Genomic DNA, 13,644 nt, shown 5'->3' with positions numbered 1-13,644 from the left:
GGAGGACCCATGTCCCTTTCCTCGTACGAGCGTTACCCGCTCCTCTTCGGCCCCTCGCCGGTGCACCCGCTGGAGCGCCTGACCGCCCACCTCGGCGGCGCCTCCCTGTGGGCCAAGCGCGAGGACTGCAACTCCGGTGTCGCCTACGGCGGCAACAAGACCCGCAAGCTGGAGTACCTGGTCGCCGACGCGCTCGCCAAGGGCTGCGACACGCTCGTGTCCATCGGTGGCGTCCAGTCCAACCACACCCGCCAGGTCGCCGCCTGCGCCGCCCGCGCCGGGCTCAAGTGCGTGCTGGTGCAGGAGAGCTGGGTGGAGTGGCCGGACTCCGTGTACGACAAGGTCGGCAACATCCTGATCAGCCGGCTCGCCGGGGCGGACGTACGGCTGGTGCGGGCCGGGTTCGGGATCGGGTTCAAGGAGAGCTGGGAGCAGGCGCTCAGGGAGGTGGAGGAGTCGGGCGGCAAGCCGTACGCCATCCCGGCCGGGGCCTCCGACCACCCGCTCGGCGGCCTCGGCTTCGCCGGATGGGCGTACGAAGTCGCCGAGCAGGAGCGGGAGTTGGGGGTCTTCTTCGACACGGTGGTGGTGTGTTCCGTCACCGGGTCGACCCAGGCCGGCATGGTCGCAGGGTTCGCCGCCCTGGAGGAGGCCGGCGGACGGCCCCGACGCGTGCTCGGCATCGACGCCTCGGCCAAGCCCGCCACCACCCGGGAGCAGATCGCCCGGATCGCCCGGAACACCGGCCAACTCATCGGCGTCAAGAGCGAGTTGACCGAGGAAGACGTCGAACTGGACGAGCGGTACCACGCGGGCGTCTACGGCATCCCCGACGAGACCACTCTCGCCGCCATGCGCCTCGCGGCCCGCACCGAGGGAATGGTCACCGACCCCGTGTACGAGGGGAAGTCGATGGCCGGGATGGTGGACCTGGTCGAGCGAGGGGAGATCGGCCGGGACTCGACCGTGCTCTACGCGCACCTGGGCGGGCAGCCCGCGCTCAACGCGTACAGCGCCCTGTTCTAAGCGGCTTCACGCCGGGCGACCTGCTTCTGCCCTGTGATCACGAACGCCGACACCAGCAGGGCGGCGAGCGCGATCAGTGCGCCGACGCCGAACGCGCGCGCCGACCCTTCCGTGAGGATCTCGGCCGGGGTGCCGGAGGCATGCCGGGTCGCCGTGCCGAACACGGTGACCAGGACGGACAGTCCGAGGGTGCCGCCGAGCCACTGCAGGGTCTGGAGGAGGCCGGAGGCGGCGCCCGCCTCGCGCGGCTCGATACGGGCGAGGATCGTCGCGTTGAGCGGCATGAAGCTCAGGCCGACACCGACGCCCATCAGCAGCAGCGGGCCGAGCAGACCGGACGGGTAGCCCTCGCCGGGTTCGAGCCGCCACAGCCAGGCGGCCGCGGCGACGAGGAGGCCCATGCCGGTGAGCAGGACCGGCTTGACCCCGAACCGGGCCAGCAGCCGCGGCACGAAGCGGACGGTGGTGAACATCGCCAGGGTCATCGGCAGGAAGGCGAATCCTGCGCGCAACGGGCTGTATTCCAGGACCTGTTGACTCATCAGGGTGAGGAAGTAGAACGCGCCGAACATGCCGGCCGGCAGCAACAGCACGCCCGCGTAGCCGCCCGCGCGGTTGCGGTCCGAGAAGAGCCGCAGCGGCATGATCGGCTGGACGGCGCGGGACTCGACAATAGTGAAGGCGGCGAGCAGGGCGGCGGCCGTACTGAAGCCGAGCAGCGACTGGGTGTCGCTCCAGCCCGCCTCGGAGACCCGGATGAAGGCGTATACGAGTGAGGTCATGCCCGCGGTGCCGGTCAGTGCGCCGGCCGCGTCGAACCGGCCTGCGTGGCGCGGCGTCTCGTTGACGAAGCGGGGCAGGGCGAGGGCCACCCCGATCCCTATCGGGACGTTGATCAGCAGTGCCCAGCGCCAGGACGCCCAGGAGGTGAGCATGCCGCCCAGGACCAGTCCGATGGAGGCGCCGATGCCCGCCATGGAGGAGTAGATGCCGAGGGCGTGGTGCCGACGCGGGCCCTCCGGGAAGTTGGTGGTGATCAGGGCGAGGGTGCTGGGGGCGGTGAGCGCGGCGCCCGCGCCCTGCAGCGCGCGGGCCGCGAGCAGCCAGGCGCTGTCGGTGGCGAGCCCGCCGAGCAGGGAGGAGCCGGCGAAGAGCAGAACGCCGGTGGCGAGCGTGCGGCGGCGGCCGACGATGTCCCCGACGCGCCCGCCGAGCAGCAGCAGACCGCCGAAGGCGAGCGTGTAGGCGTTGAGGACCCAGGACAGGCCGGTGCGGCTGAAGCCGAGGTCCTGCTGGATGTCGGGCAGGGCGACGTTGACGACGGTGGAGTCGACACCGACCATCAGGTAGGCGGTGACGATGACGAAGAGGACGGTGCCGAGCCTGGCGGGGTGTTGTGGTGTCAAGAGTGCTTCGGTGGTGGTGCCGGACGGGCTGGACATGGAGTTCTCCCGTTGCGAAGCCCCGGGGCGGATGTGCGCGGGCAGCACGAAGTGATCACGAAGTGATGGAGTACGGGCAGGCGAGGTGGCCCGCGGAGATAACCGGGGACTGTCTCCGTTTAACTCTCGCTAAGATACGGAGAGGGTCCCCGGTTCGCAAGGAGTATCTGGATGACGCAGGTCAGGCCCATGCGCGCGGACGCTCGGCGCAACTATGAGCGGCTGCTGAAGGTGGCGGCGGAGGCCTTCGCCGAGTATGGGGAGCAGGCGTCCCTCGACGAGATCGCCAAGCGGGCGGGGGTCGGGTCGGGCACGCTGTACCGGCATTTCCCGACGCGGCAGGCGCTGCTGGAGGCGGTGTACGTCGATGCCATCGAGGCGCTCGCGGCACGCGCCGACGACTTCGCGCGGGAACTGCCGCCGGGCGAGGCGCTGGTGGAGTGGCTGAATGAACTCAGCGCCGGGATGATCCAGGTCAGGGGCCTCAAGACCCTGCTCGGCTCGGCCGTCACGGACGGCAGCAGTGCCGTGGTCACGGCCTGCGGCAACTCGGTGAAGGGGGCGGCGGAACGGCTGGTCGGGGCGGCGAAGCGGGAGGGGACCCTGCGCGAGGACGTCGAGCCGATCGAGATCCTGCGGCTGGCGCACGGTGTGGCCACGGCGTCCGAGCTGGCGAACGGCGAGGGCAAGTACATCCGCCGCTATCTGTCGCTGCTGACGGACGGTCTGCGTCCCGCAACCGAGGCGTGAACGCCGGGCGCCCCCCTGGCCGGGGGCGCCCATGGTCGTTCGCAGGACGGGCTACAGCGCCTGCGCGGCCGGCTTCACCATGTTCCGGACCGTGCGGGCCTTCACGAACTCGCCCATCGCCGTCATCTCCCACTCGCCGGAGAACTGGCGGATCAGCTTGGCCATCATCACGCCCGTCTGCGGTTCGGCGTTGGTGAGGTCGAAGCGGACGAGTTCCTCGCCGGTTGCCGCGTCCAGGAGGCGGCAGTAGGCCTTGGCTACCTCGGTGAACTTCTGGCCGGAGAAGGAATTGACGGTGAAGACCAGGCCGGTGGCTTCCTGCGGGATGCGGCCGAGGTCGACCACGATGACCTCGTCGTCGCCTCCGCCCTCACCCGTGAGGTTGTCGCCGGAGTGCTTGATCGCCCCGTTGAGGATGGACAGCTTGCCGAAGTAGCAGCTGTCGATGTGGTTGCGCTGCGGGCCGTAGGCGATGACCGACGCGTCCAGGTCGATGTCCTTGCCGCCGTAGGCGGGCTCCCAGCCGAGGCCCATCTTGACCTGCGAGAGCAGCGGGCGGCCGCCCTTGACGAGGGACACCGTCTGGTTCTTCTGGAGGCTGACCCGGCCCTTGTCGAGGTTGATCTTTCCGGTGCCGGGGGCGGGCGGGCCCGCCGCGGGGGCGGGTGTGGCCGGCGGAGGCGGCGGGGTGGTGGACAGGGGCGGGGCCGGCGGGGTCACCGGGGGCTGCATCGTGGGCGTCGGCGGGGCGACCGGCTGGGGCGGGGCGGCCGCGGCCGGCTCCTCCACCGTGACGCCGAAGTCGGTGGCGATGCCCGCCAGGCCGTTGGCGTAGCCCTGGCCGACCGCGCGGGCCTTCCACTGGCCGCCCCGCAGATAGATCTCGACGACCACCAGTGCCGTCTCGGTGCCGAGCTGCGGGGGTGTGAACGTGGCCAGGACGGTGTTGTCGTCCGCGTTGCGGATCGTGGCCGTCGGTTCGATGCCCTGGAAGGTCTGGCCCTGGGCGTCCGGGCTGGCGGTGACCACGATCTTCTCGATGCCCGGGGGGACGGCGGCGGTGTCGACGGTGATCGCGTCGGGTGCCGTGCCCCCGCCCGACCGGTAGGTCACGCCCGGGCCGACCGGCTGGTTGTAGAAGATGAAGTCGTCGTCGGAGCGCACCTTGCCGTCGGCGGTGAGCAGCAGGCCCGATACGTCGAGCCGCACGGGGGCGGCGACGTCCACCGTTACGCGGGCGGTGGGGAGAGGGATGTTCGAGCCGGGGGTCATAGCTGTCATGCCGGGTGAACGAGCGGGGGCGCTTTACCGTTCCCTTACCCTGCGCCCAATTGGCCGGACCCCCGCTCCTCAAACGCCGGAGGGGCTGATTTTGCCGGGCTTGGTCTTTCAGCCCGTCCGGCGTTTGAGGACGAGGCCGTTCAGGCCGAACGGGGGTCTGGGGGCGGAGCCCCCAGGGACGGGACGGGTAGGGGCGGCGGGGGCGACACCCCTTACGGGATCACCACGATCTTGCGGCCCACCCCCGCCGCGAACTGGTCCAGCGCCTCCGGATACCGCTCCAGCGGGATACGGTCGCTGATGAAGATCTCCGGATCCAGCACCCCGTTGGCGAACAACTCCGCCGCCCGCTCGAAGCTGTGCAGCACCGCCATCGAACCGGTGATCGTGATCTCCTGGTTGTAGATGCGGTACGGATCGATCGTCACCCGCGTCGCATAATCCGCCACCCCGAACTGCAGGAACGTGCCGGCCTTCGCGACCCGCCCCAGCCCGTCCTGGATCGCGGCCGCGTTCCCGGTGGCGTCGACCACGACGTCCCAGCCCTGCGGCCGGTCCAGTTCGTCCGCGTTCGAAGCCGCCGCCGACACCCCCAGCCGTACCGCCGTCTCCAGCCGCGCCGGGTTCAGGTCCACCACGTCCACGCTCGCCGCCCCCGTGCGCTTGGCGAGCTCCAGCATCATCAGGCCCATGGTCCCCGAGCCGTAGATCAGGACGTGCGCGCCCAGGCGTGACTTGAGGACGTCGTAGCCGCGGACGGCACAGGAAAGAGGCTCCACCAGGGCCGCGTCCTCCGTGCGTACGTGCTCGGGCAGTTTCACGCAGTTCGCCACCGGCGCCACCGCGAACTGCGCCGCGCCGCCGGCCGTCGTGACGCCGATCGCGGCCCACCGTTCGCAGAGGTTGTTGTGGCCCGTACGGCAGTACCGGCACTCGTAGCAGTACAGGGACGGGTCGACCGCCACCCGGTCACCGACCGCGACCTCCGTGACCTGGGTCCCGACCCCGACCACCTGGCCCGCGAACTCGTGTCCGGGGACGATCGGCAGCTTGGGCGCGAACTCGCCCTGGAGGATGTGGAGGTCCGTGCCGCACAGGCCGCAGGCCGCGACCTCGACGACGACCTCGCGCGGGCCGGGTGTCGGGTCGGGGACCTCGGTGACGACGGCGCGGCCCACGGACTCGATGACGGCGGCCTTCATTTGACGGCTCCCAGTGACAGGCCCTGGACCAGCTTGTCCTGGGCGGCGAACCCCGCGGCGAGCACCGGCAGGGAGATGACGAGCGACGCGGCGCACACCTTGGCCAGGAACAGGCCCTGGCTGGTGATGAAGCCGGTCAGGAAGACGGGGGCCGTCTCGGCCACCACGCCGGTCAGGACTCGGGCGAACAACAGCTCGTTCCAGCTGAAGATGAAGCAGATAAGGGCCGTTGCGGCGATGCCGGGCAGGGCGATCGGGGCCACCACGCGCGCGAGGATCGTCGGCAGCCGGGCGCCGTCGATCTGCGCCGCCTCGATCACCGCCACCGGTACCTCGGCGAGGAAGGACTGCATCATCCACACCGCGATCGGCAGGTTCATGGAGGTGTAGAGGATGACCAGCAGCCAGATGTTGTCCAGCATGTCGGTGTTCTTGGCGAACAGGTAGATCGGGAGGAGCCCCGCCACGATCGGCAGCATCTTCGTCGACAGGAAGAAGAACAGGACGTCCGTCCATTTCTTCACCGGGCGGATGGAGAGTGCGTATGCCGCGGGGAGGGCCAGCAGCAGGACCAGGACCGTCGAACCCACCGACGCCACCGCGGAGTTGACCAGCGCCGGCCAGGGGCTCGCGCCGCCGCCCGTGCCGAAGAACTCGCGGTAGCCGTCGAGGGTGAGGGCGGCGCCGAAGGACGGCGGGTTGGTCGCCGCGTCCGACTCCGAGTGGAAGGACGTCAGCGCCATCCAGGCGATGGGCAGGAAGAAGACGACGCCGAGCAGCCAGGCCACCAGACCCAGGCCGACTCCCTTGCGGCGGGGGCTCGTTCGTACGGCGACCGTGCTCATGCGCGGGACACCTCCTCGCGGAACAGGGACGACACGACGCGCAGGGCGAAGGTCGCGATGATGATCGAGCCGATGACCACCAGGACGCCCGCGGCCGAGGCGAGGCCGTTCTCGTGGGCCTGGTAGAAGCTCTGGTAGACCGTGTACGGCAGATTCGCCGTGCCCAGGCCGCCGGACGTGATCGTGAAGACCGCGTCGAAGTTCTGGACGATGTAGATCGAGCCGAGCAGGGCGCCCAGCTCCAGATACCTGCGCAGGTGCGGGAGCGTCAGATGGCGGAAGATCTGCCAGTCGTTCGCGCCGTCCACGCGCGCGGCTTCGAGCTGCTGGCTGTCGCGGCTCTGCAGGCCCGCCAGCAGGATCAGCATCATGAACGGCGTCCACTGCCAGATCAGGGAGGCCTCTACGGCGAGCAGCGGCGTGTTGGAGATCCAGTCCGGCTGTGGGCCGCCCACATAGTGCAACAGGCCGTTGAGCAGGCCGTATTCGGGGTTGTAGAGGACGTGCTTCCACAGCAGGGCCGCGGCCACCGGGACCACCAGGAAGGGGGCGATCAGCAGGGTGCGGACCACTCCTCGGCCCCGGAACCTACGGTCGAGGAGGAGCGCCAGCACCAGGCCGAGGACCAGGCTGACCAGGACCACCGTCACCGTCAGCAGGACCGTCGTCCACACCGAGTGGCGCAGGTCGGCGTCGGTGAGGACCTCCTGGTAGTTGTCGAAGCCGGTGAAGTGGCGGGCCTTGGGATACAGGGCGTTCCAGTCGAAGAACGAGATCACCAGGGTCGCCACGAACGGCAGCTGGGTCACCACGATCATGAAGACCAGGGCGGGCAGCAGCGGGGCCCGAGTGGACCAGGCGCGCAGCCGGGCGGAGGGCCGGCGTGTCATGCGTACGGGAGTTGCCGTGATGCGGGCGGTTGTCGTGGCGCTCATCGTCCCTCGTACTCCTTCGAGATCTTCTCGGCGAGCTGCTGGGACTTCCTCAGCGCCGAGTCGACGGACTGCCGTCCGGCGATGGCCGCGCTGATCTCCTGGGAGACCTTGGTGCCGAGATCGGTGAACTCGGGGATGCCGACGAACTGGATGCCGGGCGCGGGGCGCGGCTGCACCCCCGGGTTGTCGGGTTTGGCGCCCTCGATGGCCTCCCTGGTCATCTCCTGGAAGGCGCCGGCCTCCTTGCGGTAGTCGGCGTTGGTGTACGTCGAGGCGCGCTTGCCGGCGGGGACGTTGGACCAGCCGCTGGTGTCGCCGACCAGTTGCTCGTACTGCTTGCTGGACGCCCAGGACACGAACTTCCAGGCCTTGTCGGGGTTGCGGGAGGCCTTCTGGATGCCCCAGGCCCAGGTGTAGAGCCAGCCGGAGGAGTCGGTCTTCTCGACGGGGGCGGGGGCGTAGCCGAGCTTGCCCTTGACGGGGGAGCCCTTGGCCTCCAGGGATCCGGCGGCGGAGGTGGCGTCGTACCACATGGCGACCTTGCCCTGGGTCATGTTGTTGAGGCACTCGGCGAAACCGGACTGTGCGGCGCCGGACTCGCCGTGCCCCCGCACCAGGTCGACGTAGAACTTCGTCGCCTTCTCGAAGGCGGGGGAGTCGAGTCGGGCCTTCCAGTCCTTGGTGAACCAGGTGCCGCCGAAGGTGTTCACGACGGTGGTGAGCGGTGCCATGAGTTCGCCCCAGCCGGGCAGGCCGCGCAGACAGATGCCGCGCATCCCGGACTTGGCCCCGTCGACCTCGGCGGCGAGCTTCGCCACCTGGTCCCAGGTGGGGTGGGCCGGCATCGTCAGGCCCTTCTCGGCGAAGATGTCCTTGCGGTACATGAGGAAGGACGACTCGCCGTAGAAGGGCTGGCCGTAGAGCTTGCCGTCGTCGGCCGTGAGGGACTGCCGCATCGGCTTCAGGACGTCCTGCTCGTCGTACGACGGGTCCTTGGCGACGTACGAGTTCATCTCGTGCAGCCAGCTGTTCTTGGCGTAGATCGGGATCTCGTAGTTGCTGAGCGTCGCGACGTCGTACTGGCCCGCCTGGTTGGCGAAGTCCTGGCTGATCTTGTCGCGGACGTCGTTCTCCGGCAGGACGGTGAAGTTCACCTTGATGCCGGTCTCCTTGGTGAAGTGCGCGGCGGTGAGTTTCTGCAGCTCCACCATCTGCGGGTTGTTGACCATCAGGACGTTGACGGAGTTGCCGCCGGAACCGGACCCGCCCGCCCCGACCCAACAGCCGGAGAGCAGCGGGGCGAGCAGCGTCCCTGCGGCGGCCAGGGCGAGCGTGGCTCGCGGTGGCCGTCGTCGGCTCGGGGTGCGCATGTATCGCTCCTGAACATATGGGGAGATAAGGGGCGGTTGTGGGCGTGGGAGTGCCCTGGGAGGGGAGGTGAGTTGGTCTTTCAGGCGCGCACGCGCGGGCGTGGACGGGTCTTCTAGACGCGGATGACCTGTGGGCCCAGCAGTGAGTAGCGGTGGGCCTCGGCCGAGGGGAGCAGGGTGCTCGTGACGATCGTCTCCAGTGCGCCGATCTCCGCGAACCGGTAGAAGCTGACCGCCCCGAACTTGGTGTGCACGCCCGCGAACACCGTGCGGCGCGCGGCCCGGATGGCCTGCGCCTTGACCTCGCTGACGGCGGGGTCGGGGGTGGTCAGGCCGTGCTCGCGGGAGATGCCGTTGGCGCCGATGAAGGCGAGGTCGAGGACGAAGCCGGCCAGCATCTTCGTCGTCCAGTGGTCGACGGTGGCCAGGGTCCCGGAGCGGACCCGGCCGCCGAGCAGCAGGACGGAGACGCCGTCGGCCTCGGCGAGTGTGCCCGCGACCGGCAGGGACGCGGTGACCACGGTCAGCGGCCGGTCCCTGGGCAATGCCTCGGCGATGAGCTGCGGGGTGAAGCCCTCGTCGACGAAGACCGTCTCGGCGTCACCGAGCAGCTCGGCCGCGGCGGCCGCGATCCGGCGCTTCTCGGGTACGTGGCTGGTGGCGCGGAACTCGAGCGTGGTCTCGAAGCCCGCACTCTCCACGGGGTAGGCGCCGCCGTGGGTGCGGCGGACCAGGCCGTGGTCCTCCAGGGCGCGCAGATCCCGCCGTACGGTCTCCTTGGCCACGCCCAGTTCGGCGGCGAGCGCGGTGACGTCGACCGAGCCGGTGGCGCGTGCGGTCCGCACGATCTCGCGCTGGCGCTCCTCTGCCGTTTTCGCAGTGTTCGCCGTCATCGCCGTCACCTGCTCTCGTGCCGTGCTGCCCGTTCGGGCCCGGTGGGGCCCTCGCAGGAAGTTCTACCCCCGGTGTGCGGCACTGACCAGGCCTGTTGCAGGGCGGATGCTGCCCGGGTGTGCCCGTTTGCGGAGCGGAGTGCCCGCCTCGGACCTGCGTGGCTGTGAGCGGGGGCGTGGGATCGGGCGCGTGCGGTGCCCGAACAGGAGGGCGGGCGGGCCCGTTCGGTGCCCGGACGCTCCGCTGGTTGTGTCGTTGATCGTCTGCGGCGCCGTCGTGGCTGGTCGCGCCCGCGCGGCGGAGCCGTACATAGATGCAGTCCCGCGCCCCTTCAGGGCGCTGCCGAACTGCAGCGGATCTCGCCCCGCCTACTCATGGACGCCGGGATCTCAGTACGGCCAGATCGGTGGGTCGCTCACGAAATGGCCGCCCAGGTAGGCGTGGGTGATGTTTTCGGGGTCCAGTTCGCCCTGGTCGGCGATCAGTTTTTCCGCGTACGGCTCGGAGTCGTCCTGTGGCTCGTAGCCGAGTGCCCGTGCCGTGGAGAGGTCCCACCACAGGCGTGTGTTGGCGGAGGAGCCGTAGACGACGGTGTGGCCGACGTTCTCCGCGGTCAGCGCCGCGTGGAAGAGGCGGGCGCCGTCGGCCGGGCTCATCCAGATGGACAGCATGCGCACGCTGGTGGGCTCGGGGAAGCAGGAGCCGATGCGCACCGACACCGTCTCCAGGCCGTGCTTGTCCCAGTACAGCTGCGCGAGGTCCTCGCCGAAGGACTTGGACAGGCCGTAGAAGGTGTCGGGGCGGCGCGGGGTGTCGATGGGGATCAGTGCGCTTGAATCAAGAGGTGTGTCGCCCTGCGGGCGCGGGGTGAAGCCCACCGCGTGGTTGGAGGACGCGAAGACGATCCGCTGTACGCCCTCCTCGCGCGCGGCCTCGTACAGGTTGTACGTGCCCTCGATGTTCGCCGCGAGGATCTTCTCGAAGGGGGCTTCCAGGGAGATGCCGGCCAGGTGGATGATCGCGTCCACACCCCGTACGGCCTCGCGCAGGGCCTTCTTGTCGGCGAGGTCCGCGGTGACGGCGTCCGGGTCGCCCTCGATCGGGCGCATGTCGAGGAGGCGCAGCTCGTAGCCGAAGGCCGGCAGCAGGTTCCGCATCAGGGTGCCGAGGCCGCCGGCGGCGCCGGTGAGCAGAACGGTGCGGGGGGCTGGCATCCTCGCTTCTCCTTCGGTCGGCGGGCGCATGCCTGCACAGTATTCACATCCATGGACACGCTATGGAGCCGGGCGGACCCCGTCAAGTGCCCTGCCGTGCTCTGCGAAATGCGGAAATCCGCTGATGCGATGCGGGGAGGCGCGCTTGACCGGCCATGAAGAGGCGCCTTAGCGTGGTGGCGTTCAGAAATGTAGACACAGATCATGAACATGGAATCGGTGACCATGGAATCGGGAGCGCCCGTGACGCCAGTCCCTCTCGCCGCTCGACTCGGCATCCCCAGCGGGCCGCTGTTCTTCCCGGTCACCGCCTACGGCCCCGACAGCTCGGTCGACCTCGACGTGTACCGCGCCCATGTGCGCCGTGGGGTCGAGGGCGGGGCGGCCGCGGTCTTCGCGTGCTGCGGCACCGGCGAGTTCCATGCGCTCACTCCCGAGGAGTTCGAGGCGTGCGTGCGCGTGGCGGTGGAGGCTGCGGACGGCCGCGTGCCGGTCGTGGCCGGCGCCGGGTACGGCACGGCGCTCGCCGTCCGGTACGCGCGCGTGGCGGAGGTTGCCGGGGCGGACGGGCTGCTCGCCATGCCGCCGTACCTCGTGCTCGCCGGTCAGGAGGGACTGCTGCGGCACTACCGGGAGGTGGCAGCCGCGACCGCACTGCCCGTGATCGTCTACCAGCGCGACAACGCCGTGTTCACGCCGGAGTCCGTCGTCGAACTGGCTCGCACGGACGGGATCATCGGCTTCAAGGACGGCCTCGGCGACCTCGACCTCATGCAGCGCATCGTCAGCGCCGTGCGCACCGAGGTCCCCGGGGACTTCCTCTACTTCAACGGCCTGCCGACCGCCGAACAGACCCAGCTCGCCTACCGCGCCATCGGTGTCCCGCTCTACTCCTCCGCCGTCTTCTGCTTCGCCCCGGAGATCGCGCTCGCCTTCCACCGGGCACTGGAGTCCGGCGACACCACCACCGCGCACCGGCTCCTCGACGGCTTCTACCGGCCGTTCGTCGAACTGCGCGCACAGGGGCGCGGTTACGCCGTCGCCCTGGTCAAGGCGGGGGTACGGCTGCGCGGGCTCGACGTCGGCGAGGTCCGGCCGCCGCTGCACGAGCCCACCGAGGATCACGTCAAGCAGCTCGCCGAGCTGATCGAGCGTGGATACGCGCTGTTGGAAGAGAACAAGTGAAGGCGGAGAGCGAGTGAAGGCGTCGACTTTCGTCTACCCCTGGGACGTCAACGGGGACCCGGAGGCCGCGGGCCGTATCGCCGCGCTCGGTGTGCAGCAGGTGACGCTCGCCTCCGCGTACCACTCCACGCGTGCGCTGACGCCCCGCCACCCGCGCCACCGCATCGTCACCGCCGAGCACGCGGCCGTGCTGTATCCCCCTGGCGGCCGCTGGGACGGACGTGCGCTGCGCCCGTACCCGGCCGGGGACTGGGCGCCCGGAGACGCCTACGGCGAGGCGGCCGCGGCCCTGGCGGATGCCGACCTGGAGGTGCACACCTGGGTCGTCCTCGCCCACAACTCCCGCCTGGGCGCCGAGCATCCGGGCACCTCCGTGGTCAACGCGTACGGCGATCGCTACCCCTGGGCGCCGTGCATCGCCCAGCCCGCCACGCGCGCGTACCTCGTCGACCTGGCCGTCGAGGCGGCCGTACGGCCGGGAGCGCGCGGCACCGAGCTGGAGTCCCTCGGCTGGTACGGACTCCAGCACCTGCACGCCCACGACAAGACCGGCGGGGTCGGCCTCGGCGACGCCGGGATGTACCTCATGGCGCTCTGCTTCTGCCCGGCCTGCCGGGAGGGGTACGGCGAACAGGGTCTGGACGCCGACGAGTTGGCGGCCGCCGTACGCGAGGCGCTGGAGCCGCTGTGGCAGGGTGCGCCCGACGGCGGGGGAGGCTGGGCCGAGGCCGAGAAACTGCTCGGCGAGGCGAAGGCGGCCGCCACGCGCGCGTGGCGCGACGAAACCGCCCGCACGCTCCAGGAGACCGCCGTACGGGCGGTCCGCGCGGTGACCCCCGACGGCTTCCAGATCCTGCTGCACGCCGACCCCGTGACCTACCACGTCGGCGCCAACCCGGGCGTGGACCCTGCCCACATCCTGTCCGTCGCGGACGGCGTGGTCGTACCGTGCGCGGGCGGCACGGAGCTGCTGACGCCGTTCGCCGAGCAGGGCCGCGAGGGCGCCGTCATCGCCGCCAACTTTCCCGTTGTCTCTGGGATGGGCGGCAGCCCGGCCACGCTCGCCGCGGACGCGAGGCAGGCAGGACACCGCGGAGCGACCGAACTGCGTCTGTATCACGCCGGTTTGGCGTCGAACGGTGACCTGGAGAAGGTGCGCACGACACTCGCCGGGCTCTGAGGGAGCCCGGCGGGGGTGGGGCTGTGTGTCGGGGGTGCTGGTCCTGGGGTGGGCGGCTGCCCGGACGCAGTGACTGCGGAGGTGGGGCAGGCGGCGGGCGGGGGCGGCCGAACTGCGGTTGTTTCATGCCGGGTTGGTGTCGGGCGGTGGCTGGGTGGGGGTGCGGTTGGCGTTCGAGGGGCTTTGTGGGAGCAGCCGGGCGGCCGTGGTCGGGAGGGTTGCGGTAAGGGGATTGCTGGCAGCCTTCGTCGGGAGGGGTGGTCGTCCCGACTCGTTGGCCGGGTACGCGAGGTGGGCAAGGGCGGCGGGGCCAGCCGAAT

The 13,644-nt window shown here is 70.3% G+C and carries 12 protein-coding genes; 4 read left to right on the top strand and 8 right to left on the bottom strand.

Annotated features, from left to right (window positions below; translation table 11 throughout):
• Positions 1-9: 9 nt before the first annotated feature.
• On the top strand, positions 10-1,026 hold the full coding sequence (locus ACWDAG_RS08885; protein WP_450694916.1) for a 1-aminocyclopropane-1-carboxylate deaminase: 1,017 nt from the start codon (positions 10-12) through the stop codon (positions 1,024-1,026).
• Here ACWDAG_RS08885 and ACWDAG_RS08880 read toward each other — a convergent pair.
• Positions 1,023-2,468, bottom strand: a complete 1,446-nt coding sequence (locus ACWDAG_RS08880; protein WP_450694915.1) for an MFS transporter — start codon at positions 2,466-2,468, stop codon at positions 1,023-1,025. The two genes, ACWDAG_RS08885 and ACWDAG_RS08880, sit on opposite strands and share 4 nt — an antisense overlap.
• Positions 2,469-2,639: 171 nt before the next feature.
• On the opposite strand from ACWDAG_RS08880, the gene ACWDAG_RS08875 reads away from it, so the two are divergent.
• Entirely contained in the window at positions 2,640-3,218 is a 579-nt protein-coding gene (locus ACWDAG_RS08875) for a TetR/AcrR family transcriptional regulator (RefSeq protein ID WP_450694914.1), read from the top strand.
• Between the two features lie 51 nt (positions 3,219-3,269).
• Here the strand turns inward: ACWDAG_RS08875 and ACWDAG_RS08870 are convergent, their stop codons facing one another.
• The 7 genes from ACWDAG_RS08870 to ACWDAG_RS08840 form a co-directional block, all read right to left on the bottom strand.
• Positions 3,270-4,490: a TerD family protein gene (locus tag ACWDAG_RS08870; RefSeq protein WP_450695187.1), complete on the bottom strand. Its 1,221-nt coding sequence runs from the start codon at positions 4,488-4,490 to the stop codon at positions 3,270-3,272.
• Between the two features lie 221 nt (positions 4,491-4,711).
• Positions 4,712-5,701, bottom strand: a complete 990-nt coding sequence (locus ACWDAG_RS08865) for a zinc-dependent alcohol dehydrogenase family protein (RefSeq protein ID WP_450694913.1) — start codon at positions 5,699-5,701, stop codon at positions 4,712-4,714.
• Positions 5,698-6,546 (bottom strand): carbohydrate ABC transporter permease, encoded by an 849-nt coding sequence (locus ACWDAG_RS08860; RefSeq protein WP_450694912.1) that lies wholly within the window; start codon positions 6,544-6,546, stop codon positions 5,698-5,700. Before ACWDAG_RS08860 ends, ACWDAG_RS08865 begins: the two co-directional genes overlap by 4 nt.
• The gene (locus ACWDAG_RS08855; protein WP_450694911.1) at positions 6,543-7,481 is read right to left on the bottom strand and encodes a carbohydrate ABC transporter permease; all 939 of its coding nucleotides are present in this window, start codon (positions 7,479-7,481) and stop codon (positions 6,543-6,545) included. Before ACWDAG_RS08855 ends, ACWDAG_RS08860 begins: the two co-directional genes overlap by 4 nt.
• Positions 7,478-8,851: an ABC transporter substrate-binding protein gene (locus ACWDAG_RS08850; RefSeq protein ID WP_450694910.1), complete on the bottom strand. Its 1,374-nt coding sequence runs from the start codon at positions 8,849-8,851 to the stop codon at positions 7,478-7,480. The genes ACWDAG_RS08855 and ACWDAG_RS08850 overlap by 4 nt, the downstream gene beginning before the upstream one ends.
• A 113-nt stretch (positions 8,852-8,964) precedes the next feature.
• Positions 8,965-9,744: a DeoR/GlpR family DNA-binding transcription regulator gene (locus ACWDAG_RS08845; protein ID WP_450694909.1), complete on the bottom strand. Its 780-nt coding sequence runs from the start codon at positions 9,742-9,744 to the stop codon at positions 8,965-8,967.
• A gap of 390 nt (positions 9,745-10,134) precedes the next feature.
• Positions 10,135-10,959 (bottom strand): NAD-dependent epimerase/dehydratase family protein, encoded by an 825-nt coding sequence (locus ACWDAG_RS08840; RefSeq protein WP_450694908.1) that lies wholly within the window; start codon positions 10,957-10,959, stop codon positions 10,135-10,137.
• Between the two features lie 243 nt (positions 10,960-11,202).
• On the opposite strand from ACWDAG_RS08840, the gene ACWDAG_RS08835 reads away from it, so the two are divergent.
• Together ACWDAG_RS08835 and ACWDAG_RS08830 are read left to right on the top strand one after the other, a co-directional pair.
• Positions 11,203-12,144, top strand: coding sequence for a 5-dehydro-4-deoxyglucarate dehydratase (locus ACWDAG_RS08835; RefSeq protein WP_450694907.1), 942 nt, complete (start codon positions 11,203-11,205; stop codon positions 12,142-12,144).
• Positions 12,145-12,157: 13 nt separating this feature from the next.
• The gene (locus ACWDAG_RS08830) at positions 12,158-13,324 is read left to right on the top strand and encodes a hypothetical protein (protein ID WP_450694906.1); all 1,167 of its coding nucleotides are present in this window, start codon (positions 12,158-12,160) and stop codon (positions 13,322-13,324) included.
• Positions 13,325-13,644 lie beyond the last annotated feature (320 nt).

It is taken from the genome of Streptomyces sp. NPDC001157 (assembly GCF_053598255.1).
Note: the sequence above shows the minus strand (reverse complement) of the source record. Positions and strands in the feature narration are given on the sequence as shown.